This window comes from Sphingomonas anseongensis (assembly GCF_023516495.1).
GTDB classification, from domain to species: Bacteria; Pseudomonadota; Alphaproteobacteria; order Sphingomonadales; family Sphingomonadaceae; genus Sphingomicrobium; species Sphingomicrobium anseongensis.
In genome coordinates this window covers 719,313-734,471 of sequence record NZ_JAMGBC010000001.1, presented here as the reverse complement: position 1 = coordinate 734,471, position 15,159 = coordinate 719,313, and the positions used below count along the sequence as shown (strand labels likewise).

The 15,159-nt window shown below is 64.1% G+C and carries 17 protein-coding genes and 1 other RNA gene; 9 read left to right on the top strand and 9 right to left on the bottom strand.

The features are described from left to right. Window positions 1-28 precede the first annotated feature (28 nt). The 3 genes from LZ519_RS03750 to LZ519_RS03740 all read left to right on the top strand — a co-directional run bounded on the left by LZ519_RS03750 (window position 29) and on the right by LZ519_RS03740 (window position 2,625). Window positions 29-841 (top strand): class I SAM-dependent methyltransferase, encoded by an 813-nt coding sequence (locus LZ519_RS03750; RefSeq protein WP_249867384.1) that lies wholly within the window; start codon window positions 29-31, stop codon window positions 839-841. Next, window positions 838-2,094, top strand: coding sequence for a dicarboxylate/amino acid:cation symporter (locus LZ519_RS03745; protein ID WP_249867383.1), 1,257 nt, complete (start codon window positions 838-840; stop codon window positions 2,092-2,094). The genes LZ519_RS03750 and LZ519_RS03745 overlap by 4 nt, the downstream gene beginning before the upstream one ends. A gap of 186 nt (window positions 2,095-2,280) precedes the next feature. Further along, window positions 2,281-2,625, top strand: coding sequence for a UrcA family protein (locus LZ519_RS03740; RefSeq protein WP_249867382.1), 345 nt, complete (start codon window positions 2,281-2,283; stop codon window positions 2,623-2,625). Between the two features lie 46 nt (window positions 2,626-2,671). On the opposite strand, the gene LZ519_RS03735 is transcribed toward LZ519_RS03740, so the two are convergent. Both LZ519_RS03735 and LZ519_RS03730 read right to left on the bottom strand, forming a co-directional pair. Further along, a complete protein-coding gene (locus tag LZ519_RS03735) occupies window positions 2,672-3,421 on the bottom strand; it encodes a LytR/AlgR family response regulator transcription factor (RefSeq protein ID WP_249867381.1) in 750 nt (249 codons plus the stop codon). Further along, complete coding sequence (locus LZ519_RS03730) at window positions 3,414-4,628, bottom strand: sensor histidine kinase (protein ID WP_249867380.1); 1,215 nt, start codon at window positions 4,626-4,628, stop codon at window positions 3,414-3,416. Before LZ519_RS03730 ends, LZ519_RS03735 begins: the two co-directional genes overlap by 8 nt. Before the next feature lie 153 nt (window positions 4,629-4,781). On the opposite strand from LZ519_RS03730, the gene LZ519_RS03725 reads away from it, so the two are divergent. After that, on the top strand, window positions 4,782-5,000 hold the full coding sequence (locus LZ519_RS03725; RefSeq protein WP_249867379.1) for a hypothetical protein: 219 nt from the start codon (window positions 4,782-4,784) through the stop codon (window positions 4,998-5,000). Window positions 5,001-5,200: 200 nt separating this feature from the next. Continuing rightward, window positions 5,201-5,752, top strand: coding sequence for a hypothetical protein (locus tag LZ519_RS03720; protein ID WP_283937284.1), 552 nt, complete (start codon window positions 5,201-5,203; stop codon window positions 5,750-5,752). 7 nt (window positions 5,753-5,759) lie between these two features. Here LZ519_RS03720 and LZ519_RS03715 read toward each other — a convergent pair whose 3' ends face one another. Genes LZ519_RS03715 through LZ519_RS03700 form a run of 4 tightly spaced genes read right to left on the bottom strand, consistent with a single transcriptional unit; the run spans window position 5,760 to window position 9,797 of the window. Next, entirely contained in the window at window positions 5,760-6,254 is a 495-nt protein-coding gene (locus tag LZ519_RS03715) for a 5' nucleotidase, NT5C type (RefSeq protein ID WP_249867378.1), read from the bottom strand. Further along, window positions 6,248-6,628, bottom strand: a complete 381-nt coding sequence (locus LZ519_RS03710; RefSeq protein WP_249867377.1) for a hypothetical protein — start codon at window positions 6,626-6,628, stop codon at window positions 6,248-6,250. Before LZ519_RS03710 ends, LZ519_RS03715 begins: the two co-directional genes overlap by 7 nt. Window positions 6,629-6,660: 32 nt before the next feature. Further along, window positions 6,661-8,049, bottom strand: a complete 1,389-nt coding sequence (locus tag LZ519_RS03705; protein WP_249867376.1) for a UDP-N-acetylmuramate--L-alanine ligase — start codon at window positions 8,047-8,049, stop codon at window positions 6,661-6,663. A gap of 32 nt (window positions 8,050-8,081) precedes the next feature. Beyond that, window positions 8,082-9,797, bottom strand: a complete 1,716-nt coding sequence (locus tag LZ519_RS03700) for an N-acyl-D-amino-acid deacylase family protein (RefSeq protein WP_249867375.1) — start codon at window positions 9,795-9,797, stop codon at window positions 8,082-8,084. A 71-nt stretch (window positions 9,798-9,868) separates the two neighbouring features. Here LZ519_RS03700 and LZ519_RS03695 point away from each other — a divergent pair, with 71 nt between their 5' ends. Next, window positions 9,869-10,681: an LD-carboxypeptidase gene (locus LZ519_RS03695; protein WP_249867374.1), complete on the top strand. Its 813-nt coding sequence runs from the start codon at window positions 9,869-9,871 to the stop codon at window positions 10,679-10,681. Between the two features lie 74 nt (window positions 10,682-10,755). Then, entirely contained in the window at window positions 10,756-11,025 is a 270-nt protein-coding gene (locus LZ519_RS03690; protein WP_249867373.1) for an SWIB/MDM2 domain-containing protein, read from the top strand. An 86-nt stretch (window positions 11,026-11,111) separates the two neighbouring features. Here the strand turns inward: LZ519_RS03690 and LZ519_RS03685 are convergent, their stop codons facing one another. Together LZ519_RS03685 and LZ519_RS03680 are read right to left on the bottom strand one after the other, a co-directional pair. Next, complete coding sequence (locus tag LZ519_RS03685; protein WP_249867372.1) at window positions 11,112-11,810, bottom strand: NUDIX hydrolase; 699 nt, start codon at window positions 11,808-11,810, stop codon at window positions 11,112-11,114. A gap of 51 nt (window positions 11,811-11,861) precedes the next feature. Beyond that, the gene (locus LZ519_RS03680; RefSeq protein WP_249867371.1) at window positions 11,862-12,122 is read right to left on the bottom strand and encodes a hypothetical protein; all 261 of its coding nucleotides are present in this window, start codon (window positions 12,120-12,122) and stop codon (window positions 11,862-11,864) included. Between the two features lie 83 nt (window positions 12,123-12,205). Between LZ519_RS03680 and ssrA the strand changes: the two genes are divergently transcribed. Beyond that, window positions 12,206-12,558: a transfer-messenger RNA gene (gene ssrA / locus LZ519_RS03675) on the top strand. Window positions 12,559-12,655: 97 nt separating this feature from the next. Further along, window positions 12,656-14,692 carry an amidohydrolase family protein gene (locus LZ519_RS03670; RefSeq protein ID WP_249867370.1) on the top strand — a complete coding sequence of 679 codons (2,037 nt, stop codon included), beginning with the start codon at window positions 12,656-12,658 and terminating at the stop codon, window positions 14,690-14,692. 1 nt (window position 14,693) lies between these two features. On the opposite strand, the gene mscL is transcribed toward LZ519_RS03670, so the two are convergent. Next, window positions 14,694-15,113: a large conductance mechanosensitive channel protein MscL gene (gene mscL, locus LZ519_RS03665; RefSeq protein WP_249867369.1), complete on the bottom strand. Its 420-nt coding sequence runs from the start codon at window positions 15,111-15,113 to the stop codon at window positions 14,694-14,696. Window positions 15,114-15,159 lie beyond the last annotated feature (46 nt).

Sequence of the window (15,159 nt, the reverse complement as noted above, 5' to 3'; positions counted from 1 at the left end):
GCGATAAGCCTCTGCTTACGGAGGACCGATGATGGCTCGATATCGTGGATTCGCGCTCTTGACCGCTTTGCTTTGCGCGCCTGCCGCGGGTTGGGCACAGTCCGGCGGCACGCCGCTTCCAGCCGGGACGACTGAGCATGTCGCGATTGCCGAAAGCCCGATCGCCGCGGCCGTCGCGAGCCCGGCTCGGACGGCCGACAATGTCAAGCTCGACGAATCCCGAAAGCCCGCGGAGGTCCTTGAGTTCTTCGGATTACAGCCGGGGATGAACGCGATCGATATGTTCGGCGCCAACCGCTACTGGTCCGAGATCATGGCGCCCGTCGTCGGACCGTACGGCTCCGTCGTGGTGTGGCAAGCGACGCAATTCATGAACGACAAACGCCGCTCCGAGTTCGCCGAATTCGCCGCTCGCCAGCCGAACGTCGCGCTGATTTCCAGCCCGTTCGAGAACCCGCTGCTGGGCACGAACCGCTACGACTTCCTGATGATGAACATGGACTACCATGACGTCTATTGGCAGAATCCCGAGCGCAAGATCCCACGCATGGACCCGGACACATGGGTCAAGGCGCTCTACTCGGCGATGAAGCCGGGCGCGGTGGTCGGCATCATCGACCATGTCGCAAGCCCCAACGACGACCCGCGAGCGACGGTCGAGAAATATCACCGGATCGATCCGGCCGTAGTGAAGGCAGATTTCCAGCGCGCCGGCTTCGTTCTTGAGGCGGAAAGCAACATCCTTCGCAATCCGGCCGACGATCACACGCTCAACGTGTTCGACGAGAAGATCCGCGGAAAAACCGACCGCTTCATCTTCAAGTTCCGGAAGCCCGCTTGAGCGATAGCGGGCAGCCGACGATCAGGGCACCGAAGCCGGCGTTGGTGCTGGCGGCCCTGGTCGCGGGAATATTGCTTGGGATCCTGAGCTCGCGAACGTCTCCCGAGGCGCGCGACATTTTCGCCCAGGTCGCTTCGACCGTAGGAGGGCTGTGGCTATCCGCGCTCGAGATGACGGTGGTTCCGCTGATCGTGGCGCTGCTGATTACCGGCATAGCGGCAAGCGCCGAAGCCGCTCGGGGCGGGCGGATCGCCGGCCGCGCGGTCCTGTGGATAGTCATCCTGTCGACCTCCTCGGCGATCGTCGGCATGGTCCTGAGCCTGCTGCTCGTCCAGCTGGTGCCCGTGTCGCCCGAAGCCGCCGAGGCGCTTCGGTCCAGCGTCTCGGCCGGCACTTCCGCCGCCGCTGGCGCGGGGCAGAGTCTCGGCTCCTTCTTCAAGGCGCTGATCCCGCCGAACATCGTCTCGGCTGCGGCCAATTCGGACATCCTCGCCCTAGTGGTGGCCACGGTGCTGTTCGCTCTCGCCGCGACCCGCATCGCCGCTGCTAGGCGGAAGAGCATCGTCGATTTCTTCGCCGCAGTGAGCGACGCCTTCCTTGTGATCATCGGCTGGGTGCTGTGGCTCGCGCCCGTCGGCGTTCTCGCCCTTGCCTTCGGGCTTGGCGCCGCAGCGGGAGGTACCGCCTTCGCCGCACTGTTCAACTACCTGCTCGTGGTTTGCGCCGTTGGGCTGGTAGTCACTCTCGCCGCCTATCCCATCGCGGTGGCCGTCGGAGGAGTCCCGCTGGTCCGGTTTGCCAAAGCGCTGCTTCCCCCGCAGGGGATCGCCATTTCCACGCGCTCGTCGCTGGCCTGCCTTCCGGCCATGCTGACCAGTGCCCGCGAACTCGGCATTCGCGACGAGGTCGCCGACGTCAGCCTTCCGATCGCAGTCGCTTTGTTCCGCGGCACGGGGCCGGCGATGAACATCGCGGTCGCGGTCTATGTCGCGCACGCGCTTGGGATGGAGCCGGGCTTCGGCGCGATACTTGCTGCCACCGCCGTCGGCGCGGTGATGAGCTATGCTGCGATCAGCCTGCCAGGCGAGATCAGTTACATCAGCTCGATCGCTCCGATCGCAATTGCGCTCGGCGCGCCGATTGGCCCGCTGGCGCTGCTGGTGGCGGTGGAGATGATCCCCGACGTGATCCGGACGCTTGGCAATGTGTGCCTCGACGTTGCGTTGGCCGCGGTGGTCGGCAGATCAAGGTAAACCCGTAGCCCGGTTACCTCCGTTCGTCGGTTCGGACTCTCACGGACGCCGTTTGTAGCCGTGCCGACAATTCGCCTCCTGCCCGTCGACAACCTGGCGATTTGGCCGCCGGACAAGCGCATCAAAGGCTCGCGGCGCGGCGAATCATCAAGCCCCCAGCCGCCGCGTCGCCAAAGGAGATGCGACATGATCAAGACCATTTCGGCAATTGCCGCCTTGCTCGTCGCCTCGGCCCTCGTAGTGCCGACCGTCAGCCAGGCCTCGGTGTCAAATTCGGTTCGCGTATCGTACGCAGATCTCAACCTCGGCTCCGAAACTGGCGCCTGGATCCTCGAGCGGAGAATCTCTTCCGCTGCCCGGATCGTATGCGAGATAGAAGACTCGCGTGAGTTGGCTCTGCGCCAAGCGACGGTTGTGTGCCGAACTCAGGCGATCGCCGATGCGCAGCCTGCGTTCAATGCGGCCCTGGCGGCCGCCCGGAACCCATCGGTGACCGCCCTTCCGGCAACCATTACTGTCATTGCGCGATGAGTGATTGCAGGCCGCTGCGCGTCTCCGGGCGCGTGGCGGCCGCGCATCAGCGTCCGGCGATCGCCCGGACCCGATCCGAATAGAGGCGGCCGACCGGCTGCTCGGTCCCGTCGCCGAGCCTTGCGATCCAGCGCCCGGAGGGGTTCCGGCTGAAGCCGATGATGAAGTCCTTTCGGACGATCGCCGAGCGATGGAGCCGAACGAACAGGGAAGGGTCCAGCCCTTCCTCGAGCGCGGTCATCGAATGGTGGATCAGCCAGCTTCGGCGGCCGACGTGAAGCCGCATGTAATCGCGTTCGGCCGATACGCGGTCGACGTCTCGGGCGGCGATCCTGACGAGACCGCTGAGGTCGGATGCCCAGAATTCGTCGATCCATTCCGACGGGGCCGCGGCCTGAGTCGACGGCGCTCGGTGGTGATCGACATAGTCGCGGGCGCGGTCCAGCGCTCGCTGCAGTCGATCCGGCTCGACCGGCTTCATCAGATAATCGACGGCAGCCACTTCGAACGCTGCGACCGCGAACTGGTCGAAGGCGGTCACGAAGATGACGGCGGGGGTGGGCCTTTGGCTTGCGAGCGACCGTGCGACGTCAATCCCGTCGAGTCCCGGCATTGCGATATCGAGGAGCAGCGCATCCGGCTCGAGCGCCTTGGCCATGCTAACGGCCGATTCTCCGTCGCTAGCGGTACCGACGAGGGTTGCGCCCTTCGTCCGCGACAAAAGCACCTGCAGGCGTTCCGCTGCGAGAGGCTCGTCGTCGGCGACCAGCACCCTCAACGACGGGGAGTCAGGCATTGCCCTCGACCGGCATCGTCAAGGTCACCTTGTAGCCACCCTCTGCGGTCGGACCGGACCGGCACTGGGCCTTGGTTCCGAAGCGCGTCTCCAACCGCTCGGTGACATTGGTGAGGCCAAGCCCCGTGCCTTCATGAGTGGCAGCTGGAAGCGCATTCTTGCGTCCGTTGAGAAGCCGGTTGGTGACGGTGATCGCCATCCGGCGGTTGCCCAGGTTCTCTGCTTTGATCTGGACCAGCATCTTCTGGCGGGTCTTCGACACTCCGTACTTTATCGCATTCTCGACGATCGGCTGCAGGATCAGCGCGGGCAGGCGAGCCGACTCCAGCTCTTCGGGAACGTCGATCTCGACCTTCAGCCGGTCAGGGAAGCGGGTCATCTCGATTTCGAGGTAAAGGCGCTGGAGGTCGATCTCCTGCGCAAGGCTGATGTCCGCCGCAGGATCGAGCGACAGGCTGCTTCGGAAGAAGGTCGAAAGCGCCAGGAGCATGGCCTCCGCGCGGTCGTTTCGCCCCGTCATCACCAGCGAAGACAGCGAATTGAGCGTGTTGAAGAGGAAGTGCGGATTGACCTGGTACCGGAGTGCCCGAAGCTGCGCCGTCTGCGCCGCGGTTTCCGCTTCGGCGGCTCGCCGTTGCGCGTTCAGCGCCTGCCCCTGCGCCTGCATCGCCAGGTAATAGGCGCTCCACGCCATGAAGAAGAACAGCCAGGCGACGACTGAATCCGTCGCGATCCGGAACTGCGTATAGGGCTCCAGTGCGTTGACGTCCGGCCAGGTGATGACAAGCGGCGGATGGCCATCGCGCTCGATCCGCTCGGAATTGCCGAGTTCGGTGATCCGGTACCCCTCCAGCGAGACGTAGTGGACCTCGTCCTGCGGCTTGTCCTGGTAGCGGTCGGCATACAAAAGGATGGCGGCCATCGCAGCAGCCGCCGCGATCGAGGAGGCCGTGGCGATGACCGCTCGCCGGCGAAGGCTTGCACCGCGGGTGAGCCGCGCAAGGCTCAGATAGATTGCGAACGTCAGCGCAATTCCAACGCCGATCGTCAGCGCCTTGTTTTCAAGGACCGTTTGAGGATCTCGGCCGAGAAAGGCCCGAAGCACGACGGTCAAGGCGTAGAAGAGCCAAAAACCCAAGATGGATTTCACCGCCAGCGGCCAATCGGCGAGGGTGCGTTCCCGAAGCGGATGCTGAAGCGGTTTCATACTTTGCCTCTTAAGCCTCGACGGCCCGGCCCGCCATTGCGCAGCACGCGTGTTCGCAGAACCTGCCGAGCCACCGGTCGAAAGCGTCCAGCTGCCGGAACGGCTTTTCCTGTCCGCTCGTTGTGGATTCAAAATGATTGCGGGAGCGAGCCAATGACCGACGTGCCAACCAAGAAGCGCCAGCCGCCGCCTGCTGTTCAATCAGCAGCGCCTGAGCGGGAGCTCGAACGGAAGCTGCGCGAAAATCCCCACGATTGCGACGCCAAGGTCGACGTTGGAAGCGACGAGTCCATGGATGCATCCGACCCACCCTCGGTGGTTCAGCCCGAGCATTCGGAGCCGGTGCCTTCATCCACTTTCGACGAGGACTGAGCCCAGCGAATCGTAACGCGCGCGTTTCGATGCGTTGCTGATAATCAACACACGACTGCTGTTCCGGCGGTCCGTGAAATATTAACGTTGCGCACCGGTCCCCCCTCTGATTCAATCATGAACGGGGGTGGGATAAGTGGTTAAGCAATACGTAACTGTAAAAACCGCATGATCCTGCTCGGGCAAAAGGAGTCGGGATCATGATTACGAGGACCAGCCAGCCAGCCAACGGCGCGTTGCTGCTCTCGGAAATGAAGGAGTTTGCGGGCTTCTCGAAAGCGACCCAGCGGTACATCCGCCGCTCGCTGGACGTAGCCTACGGACGCCGCGATCCGATCGACTGCTGGGCCCGCGACGAGGGTGAGGCGGCTTCGATCCGCGCCCAGGCGCGCCTCTACAAGCAGCTCGACCATCTTCGCATGCAGGTTCCCGATGACAGCGGCCTCGACATGATCGAGCCGTTCATCGGCACGCTGATCACTCTTGCCGCCTTCGACCTCGGCCAGGACCGGCTTCCGAATTTCGCTGCCTTCCGCTTCCTCTACGAGCGGCTGATCGGGGCTTCGGCGCGCCCGTGGCTTCCGGCTGCCTTCTGCTCGGCGGCCGCGCTTCCGCACCTTCACCCGGATCGCCGCAGGACTCTCCTCCAGTCGATCAGCGAGAGCGCTGCGACCGCGCCGGGCTGGTCCAGCCGCGAGCCGGCTTTCTGGCTGGAGTGGGTAGAGAAGGTCGACGTCCGCGCCGCAGCGTAGGACAGATCTAAGGTTCCACTTTCACCGACGGATAGATTTCCGCGAGCTGGCGGATCGAGTCTGCCGCATTCTTGTGATGGATGAAGATGCCGCCGGCGTCCTCCCACAGGTGTCGGTGGTTCTCCCGGTCGTCGACGAGCACGTCGCCTGGATCCATATGCAGATGCTTCTGCCGCGCCATGGTCGTGATGATCGGCACACCGGGGAAATGCTCGGCTGCCCAGTGCTCCTTCTGCGGGGCTGCCCATTTGCCCAGCGGCAGGCCTGTCAGGATCGTCGGCCTAAGGTGCTTCACAGCCTCGAACAGCTGCTGGGCGTCAGGCATCTCCGGCAGGTCCCCGTAGAAATTCGGGGCTCGCGCCAGGCGCTTCCAGAACTCCCCCCTGCCATGCCGTTCCTCGAAGACCGCCGCAGTCATGCCCAAGGTCGCCTTCGCCCCGGCATCGAAGTCGGCCAGCACGCCGTCGCAGTCGAGGAACAGGTGCGGCTGCTTCGTCACCATTTGAACTTCGCCGCCTCGAGCTCAATCGGAATCGGCCTGTCCAGCCGCTGCCAGCCGCGCTCGCGGAGCACGTCATTGCTTTCCCTCGCCCGCCGTCCTTCGCCGAGCGACCAAGTGATGTGATAGGTCGACCCGTCCGGCCGGTCGGTTGTCCCGTCGATCTCCACGACCAGGCACTCCAGGCTGTCGTCGTCATCGCCATGGCCGACGATGCGCGCTTCGACGTCGCGGGGCAGGGGCGTGTCTTCCGTCGCTCCGGTCTGGAGAGTCACATGGTCGGCGATCGTGCGCTCATATTTGGGTGGGAAGCGCTCGAGCAGCCGCTCGCGCTCGCCGTTGCGGGGGAGTTTCCAGCCTGTGACATATCCGGCCATCTTGGCCTCAACCTTCGTGAGGCGAGCCGGTTTCAGCCAAGCCGCCGGACGAGCTCGCGGGCGAACTCGGCAAGCGTGTCGTCGCGGGCGCCCATGATAACGATCCGGTCGCCCTCCCGCGCTTCCGACAACAGCTTCTCGCCGATCGCCGCGCGGTCGGCCACATGCTCGACATTGGCGCCTTCAGAGAGAATCTGCTCCGCCAGCCATTCCGACCCGCGCGAGCGGTCGACCGTTCCGCCGTGATAGACCGGGTCGGGCAGGTAGAGCCGATCGTGGGTGCCCATCGCCTTCGCGAAGCTCTCCGCTAGCTGCTCGCCCATCTTCGCGATCGGGCCGTAACCGTGCGGCTGGAACATGATCAGAAGCCGCCCCTCGTGCGCGCGAAGGGTGGCCAGGGTGGCGTCGATCTTGTCGGGATTGTGGGCGAAATCATCGATCACCGTCACTCCGCCGGCCACGCCCACGGTTTCGAGGCGGCGGCGGAGACCTTCGAACCGTCCCAGCGCGGCAGCCGAGTCGCCGACGGGCACGCCAAGCTGGCGAGCGGCGGCAATGGCGGCGAGCGCGTTGGACGCATTGTGCCGGCCCGGGACCTTGAGCTGGACCTCGTGACGCTTGCCGTCATGGTCGACGTCGAAGCACACGCCCACTGGAAGCAGTTCGAGATTCCGCCCGGCGAAGTCCGCTGTGGGAGAATCGAATCCGTATCCGACCACCTTCTCGCCGGGGACAGCATCGCCAAGCGCCCGAGTCTCCGGGTCATCCAGGTTGACCACCGCCTTGCGGGAGGCGGCGAGGAAGCCGGCGAACAACCCGCGAAGCTCAGCCATTTCCTTGTGGTCGAGGCTGATGTTGGTCAGCACGGCGACTTCCGGCCGGTACAAGGCGATCGACCCATCGCTCTCGTCCACCTCGCTGACGAACAGGTCGCTGTCGCCGACCAGGGCGCTTGCGAACGGTGCTTCGTCGGTAATGAAATTCTTCATCACCGCGCCGTTCATCACCGTCGGCTTGCGGCCGCACGCATGGAGGATCCAGCCGATCATGCCGGTAACCGTCGACTTGCCGCTGGTCCCGCCGACAGCGACGCTGTGTCCCGCCTGATTGAGGAGCTTTGCGAGCAGCTCCGGGCGGCGCATTTGTGCAAGGCCGAGATCATTGGCCCGAACGACATCCGGCACGGTGTCCTCGACTGCCGCGGAGGTCACCAAGGTCTCTCCCGGCCTCAGGCCCGATCCGTCCTGCGGAAACAGGTCGATGTCGAGCGAGCGGAGATAATCGAACTTGGGGGCGGTGCGGCCAGCGTCGAGCGACCGGTCGGAACCGGCGACCTTGGCCCCGGAAGCCCGGAGGATCGACGCTAGCGGAAGCATTCCGCTGCCACCGATTCCGCAGAAGAAGTAAGCCTGTCTGTCCATGCCCGCGCCCTATTGGGCGAAGCCGCCGATGGCTAGTGGCAAGCCCCGCCGTCGGGCCATCCGGTCCATCCCGGGCCATGGACGACACGCCCCGGCTTCGCTCCGGTGTGCGTGCCGTCCTTGAGCACCTGGACTCCATTGACGAACACGTCGTTCACGCCGGTGGCGAGCTGGTGCGGCTTGGCATAGGTCGCATTCTCCTTGATCGTCGCGGGATCGAAGACGACCACGTCGGCATAATAGCCGCGCCTCAGCGCGCCGCGGCCGCGGATCCCCAGGTTGGTCGCCGGAAGCCACGACAGTCGGTGGATCGCGTCCTGCAGGGTCGCAGCCTTTTCGTCGCGGACGTAGTGGCCGAGCAGGTGCGCGACATTCCCGTATGCGCGTGGGTGCGTGCTCGACTTTAGGAACACGCCCTCCGGAGCAGGCGCTTCCGCGTCGGAGCCGAAGCTCATCCACGGCAGGCCGACCTCGCGCTTCACATTGTCCTCGCTCATCAGGAAATAGATGGTCCCGACGCGGCTGTTGTCTTCGCTGACCAGCTCGATGGCCGTCTCCTCGGGGCTCTTGCCGCGCATCTTGGCGACTTCAGCGAGCGTCTTGCCGGTCAGTGGCTTGAGCTTGGGGTTCTTGAACGACACCAGCAGCACGTTCTCCGCTCCGCCGGAGAGGATCAGGAGGTTCTCCCACTCGTTCGTGGGGGTGCGCATCTCCTCGATCACTCGGGCGCGGACCTTCGGGTCCTTCATCCGCTTGATCCACGCTTCAAGGCCGCCGCTCTGGACCCAAGTCGGCATTGCCGCATCGAGGCCGGTTGCTCCCGCGGTGTAGGTATACATGTCGGCGGTAATGCGCTGCCCCGAGGCTCGGGCCGCTTCGACTCGGGCGATAGCAGCGTCGAGCTTGTTCCAGTTTGGCTTTCCTGCCTGCTTGAAGTGATAGATTTCCGCCGGAGCGCCGGAATCGCGGCTGATCTGGATCAGTTCGTCGATCGCCTCGATGAGCTTGTTAGCCTCGGACCTCATGTGGCTGATGTACATCCCGCCGCACTTGCCAGCCTCGGTCGTGATCGCCGTCAGCTCCGGAGTCTCCGCATAGGTGGCCGGCGCGTAGATCAGCGACGATCCGACGCCCAGGGCTCCGTCCTTCATCGCCTGCCGCACAAGCGCCCGCATCCGCTCGAGCTGCGCCGGCGTCGGGTCGACGTCCTTTTCGCCAAGCTCGTGAACCCGGACAGTCGTCGCGCCGATGAAAGAGGCGACGTTGGGCGAGATTCCGCGTTTGGTGATCCAGTCGAGATATTGGGCGAGGGTGGTCCACCGGATCGGATATTTTATGTCGCCTTGGCGCTTGAGCGCATTGGCCTTCATTTCGGGCGTGAGAGGACCCATCGAATCGCCTTCGCCGAAAACCTCCAGGGTCACACCCTGGTCGATGTCGCTGAGCGCCCTTCCATCTTCGATCAGGCTCTCAACTGCCCAGCTCAACATGTTGATGAAGCCGGGAGAAACAGCTTCACCGGTAGCGTCGACGACCTTCGCCGCGCTGCCGGGCGCGCTGGGCCCGACGTAAACGATCTTGTCGTCCTTGATCGCGACGTCACCGACGAAAGGCTGTCCTCCCGACCCGTCGTAGATCGTGCCTCCGCGGATCAGCACGCTGTAATCGCTGCCCGCGGGCTGCGGCTGTGCCGCCGACGCCAGGAGCAATGCTGCGAACCCAATTCCCGTTGCTGCTGCTTTCTTCACTTGTGTCGCCTCCCCAACTCGGGCGAAGCTGCACTATCTGGCGAGGCAACGCCACCGGGTTCGGGGGGTCAATGAGAATTGCGGTCGTAGCGCCAAGCAACCAGCTCAGCCGGGAGGCGGCGGCCAAGGTGGAGGCGTTGGTTAGGGAGCGCGGCGATTCCGAACTGTTCGTCCACCCGCAATGCTTTCTCAGCGCCGGCCATTTTGCTGGGACGGATGACCAGCGGCTCCAGGCACTTCGCGAAGTCATGGCCGATCCCGCGATCGACGCGATCTGGTTCGCTCGCGGCGGCTACGGCTCGAACCGCATCGCCGAAGCGGCGGCCCGCGACTTTCCGGACACGGCGCGATCCAAGCTGTTCATGGGTTACAGCGACACCGGCTTCCTGCTCGCCGCCTTCCACAAGGCCGGACTGCGGGTCGCTCACGGCCCGATGCCGCAGGATTCGCTTCGCAAAGGCGGCGAGCAGGCGGTGAGCCGGGCGCTCGACTGGCTAGTTCGCCGCGACTCTTCGGCGCTTGAACCTCGCCTCCAGCCGCCGGCGATGGCCTTCAACCTGACGGTCCTGTCGAAGCTGCTCGGAACGGTGCTCGAGCCTGAATTCGCCGGTGTCGAGCTGCTCATCGAGGAAGTGAGTGAGCATCACTACCGGATCGACCGCCTGATGTTCCACATAACCTCGAACCCGAACGTTCGCCGGGTTGCCCGGATTCGCCTCGGCAGGGCCTCGGACATCCCCGAAAACGATCCGCCATTCGCGCATGACGAGCAGGCGATCGTCGCTGACTGGTGCAGACGTTCGGGCATCGAATTGGGGGAGCCGGCGGACATCGGCCACGACAGCGCAAACAGGGTCGTTCCGTTCGGCCGTTTCGCCGACTGACTACAGAGTGGGAATCGCCATTGCCAAGAGGGGCGCTTTGCGCTCTACAAATAGCAGAACAACAGGAGGGCCACATGGCACAAGGGACTGGTCGTAAAGCAGGGGGCGGGTTGGCCCGTCCGGTTCAACCTTCGGCGGATCTCGCGAAGATTACCGGCAACGATCCGCTGCCGCGCAGCCAGGTCGTTTCGAAGGTGTGGGATCACATCCGCAAGAACAACCTGCAAAACCCTCAAAACAAGAGGGAAATCGTTGCGGACGCGACGCTGAAGCCGATTTTCGGGGGCAAGGATCGGGTCAGCATGTTCGAGATGAACAAGCACCTGTCGAACCATCTCAAATAAGCTTCAGACCCACTGGAGCATGAGGGACTCGCGAGCGATCGCGGGTCCCTTTTTCTTTGGAGGCGACAGCGACTCGGCTTGGCCGATCAGCCTCTCCATAGGCCGTCGAGCCTTTCTCGGGTCACCGGATAGCCGATTCCCTCCGGAATCGTGATGAAATTCTCACCGCCAATCTCCTCGACCCAGGGGGTGATCGGCTCGATCGCGTGAGCCTGCGCGTCCGCGCGGAGGGCCTCGAAGCTTTCGTGCAGCGCGATCCGCTCCAGGTTGCGGCGGGTAGGGAAAATCAGCCTGGCATCGCCCACCCTGTCGCGCTCAAGCGCCTCGGCTGCGGTGATCCACGAGGCTCCGCTGCATTCGCCTTCCACTACTCGCGGTTCGCGAAGGGGAGCGGGCGCGCTGGCAAGGAAGAAGAGCGTGTCGAAGCGCCGCGTTGAGTGGAATTTCGGAACCCATCGGGCGAAGGGGATGAGCGAATCCAGCTCCAGCCTTAGTCCGTGGCGCTGAAGAAGCGCGCCGAACGGGTCGTCGGCGAGAAGTTCGCGCTGCAGCTGGATCGACAGCGTTTGGTCGGGAACCGGATCGAGCCCGGCCGGGATGGCTGTCTCCTCGACCGTTTCGCGAATTGCTGCGACAGCCGCGGCGGAGGCTTCGTCGGCGGCCAGGGAGCGGTCGCCGTCGTCGATCCTTCCTCCCGGAAACACCAGCGCTCCGCCGGCAAAGGCCATGCCCTGCGCTCGCTCGACCATGAGCAGCTCGGGCGCACTGTCTGGCCGCTCGCGCACGAGCACTAGCGTTGCGGCTGGTATTGCGGGGCTTTGGGTCAAGCGCCCGCGCTACATTCCCTGGATATTCTCGTCCGCGGGCGTTTCCGGTCCGGTAGCGTTGTCGAGCGCCTTGGCTTCCTGGTTGAGCTGCTCCGCTTGGTTCTCGAGCGCGGCGGCCTCGGACGCGACATTTGCGGCGTCGTTGGACAACTCGTCGAGGTTCTGCGCGTCGGTCGCCTGAGCCTCGTTGAGCTGGTCCTGGTTGCCGCGGTTGCAGGCGCCAAGCGCGAGCAGGCTGCAGGTGAGGGCGAGCAGAGTGGCTTTCTTCATTACTTTCCTCGTGCGTGAAGGTCTGGTGGACAGATAACAGCACGCGCCCGCCGATTGCCAGACCGCAACGCAAAATCGGTGGAATTCTTGTGATTTGCCTCCCGAATCCCTATCTCAGGGGGGTCGGGGCAACCCGGCTATGTCGGTAGACTGCTACGTGGAATAGGCATTTCGGACCCGGGGGGCAGTACCCCGGCGCCTCCACCACCAGCGGCACCTCTCGGAACGAGGGGCTGTTGCTGATGGGGGCGAAATAGGATCGACGAGTGTAATAAAGACGTGGTTGCCGATCGGATTGAGTCACCGTGACGGCTCATTTTCACAAGTGCCAACGACAACGAGGCACTCGCGATTGCCGCGTAACTGACGTCCTAACGGACTGACGTTACAAAGCTTAAGCGCGGTCGGACCCCACCGGGCAACAGAAGGGGATTCCAGCGGTTCGGAGGGCACCGGGCAACAGAAGCCCTCCACCTTTCCTTTCACTGCCAGTGGTGCCACGCTCCCGCGATCGTTTCGGGGGAGGATTTTCCATGCGCCACGTCGCCATCGCGGTACTTCTTGTCAGCTGCTCAATGCCTGCGTTGGCCGAGCCCACGCCCAAGGAGCAGCTGCTAGCGCCTCCGGCCGATGCCGCTCACTATGTGGTTGTTTCGACGGCCGGCAAGCACGGCGACGAATATGTGTGGACGCTGCCAGACGGGCGCCTCGCCTTTCGCGAATCCATCCTCCTTCGCGGCCTGACATTCGAAACCGACGAGACAATGCGGCTCGGTCCCGACGGGATGCCCGCTGACGTCGTCATCCGCGGAGTCACCCCGCAAGGCGATGCCGCCGAGACGTTCACGGTCGCCGGCGGGAAGGGGAGTTGGGTCAGCCCGGTCGACAAAGGCGGTGCGCCTTATTCCACCGCCAGCTATTACGTACCGCAAGGCGGGCCTTTCCTCGCCGTCGCTCCGCAGGTTGAGCGAATCCTCGCGGCGGGACAGGCGGGCCTGCCGCTCCTACCATCGGGCCGGGCCACCGCCGAGAAGGTCGCATCGCTCGATGTCGACGGGCCGCAGGGGAAGAAGTCCGTCGACCTGGTGCTGGTGAAGGGGCTGTTCCAGACGCCGCAGCCAGTCTGGGTTGAAAACGGCAAGTTCTTCGGCTCGCTGGTGGGCCTCGCTCTCCTGCCCGCCGGCTACGAAACCAACCTCGACAAGATGCAGGCGGCACAGGATTCCGCGATCGCGGCTCTCGCGCCCGCAGTCGCGAAAAAGTTTCTCACGGCCGAAGCAAGGGGCCCGGTGCTCTTCAGCAACGTGAAGATGTACGACGCCGAGAAGCGCGAATTCCTCGCCGGCCGTTATGTCCTCACCGCAAATGGCAAGATCGTCAGCGTCGGCGGCTCGGCCCCAGCCCAGCTCCCCGCGGGGACGCGCACCATCGAGGGCGGAGGAAAGACGCTGGTTCCGGGGCTGTGGGACAGCCACATGCACGTTGGCGACGATTTCCAGACGGTCAGCGAGCTTGCGATAGGAGTCACGTCCTGCCGCAACCCCGGCGGCCCCATTGAACTGGAGGTGTCGCAGCGCGAGCGGCGTCAGGCAGGCACACTGCTTGCGCCCGAATGCTGGGACTCGGTCATCGTCGATCAGAAGGGGCCGCTGGTAGCGCAGGGCAGCCTATCGGTCTCCAGCCTGGACGACACCTTGGCAGCGGTCCGCAAGATTGCAGACAACCACCTCACCGCGGTCAAGTTCTACACGTCCATGAAGCCGGAATGGATCGCTCCCGGCGCGAAGCTCGCCCACGAGCTGGGCCTTCACGTGCATGGCCACATTCCCGCGGGCATGCGCACGCTGGACGCGATCAATGCCGGCTATGACGAGATCACCCACATTTATTTCGCGACGATGCAGGCGATGCCGCAGGAGGTCGTGGACAAGGCAAACACCACCATTCGACTGATTGGGCCGGGCAAATATTTCAAGGACGTCGACCTCGACGCCGAGCCAATGAAGACTGTGATCGAGACCATGGCCAAGAAACAGATCACTCTCGACCCGACCCTGGTCGTGGTCGAAAACGTCCTCCTGGTGAATGCGGGTACTCCCGCGCCGGCCTATGCGCCTTACGTCGGGACTGTACCTCCAGCGGTCGAGCGCGGGTTTAAGGCCGGGCCGATCCCCTACCTTCCGGGCATGACCCGTGCCGATGCGCAGGCGAGCGTCGACCACATGGGCGAATATGTCGCAAAGCTCTATCACGCCGGAGTTCCCATCGTGGCCGGCACCGACGGCTATGGAGAGGAGATCTTCCGCGAGCTGGAGCTGTATGTGAAGGGTGGGCTCACGCCCGCCGAAGCGCTTGCGACCGCCACCATCATCCCGGCGCGCAACGTTAAGGCGGACAAGCGCACAGGCTCGATCGAGCCCGGCAAGGAAGCCGACCTTGTCCTGGTCGTCGGCGATCCCGAGAAGAATATCGGGGACCTTCGTCACGTCGACCAGGTGATGAGCGACGGTTATCTAATGGACGGTGACGCTCTTCGCGCGGAAGCTGGCTACACGGCGATGCCAAAGTAAATCAGCGCTTCCTGAGTTCGTCCCTGATCTCCTTAAGGAGCTCGACCTCGGTTGGGCCCGCAGCTTCGTCCGTGCGCCGGATCATCCGGGTCGCCAACCGCACCATCAGGAAGATGATGAAGGCGAGGATCGCGAAGTCGATCAAGACCGTTACGAACTGTCCCCAGCCGAGCACGGGAGCGCCGGCGGCCTTCAGGGCGGCATAGTCGCGAAGGCTGCCCTTGTACCCGTCCGGTATGGGTCCGAGCAGAAGGAATTGGCTGGAGAAATCGAGCCCTCCGAAGACGGCACCGACGACGGGCATGATCACATCCTCGGTCAGGCTGGTGGTGATCTTGGCAAAGGCCGCGCCAATGATGACCGCGACGGCGAGGTCGAGGACGTTTCCGCGGGCGATGAAAGCCTTGAAGTCGTTAAGCATCGTGCCCCCTTTTCAACGGCAATGGCGTTGAATGCGACATTGCCGC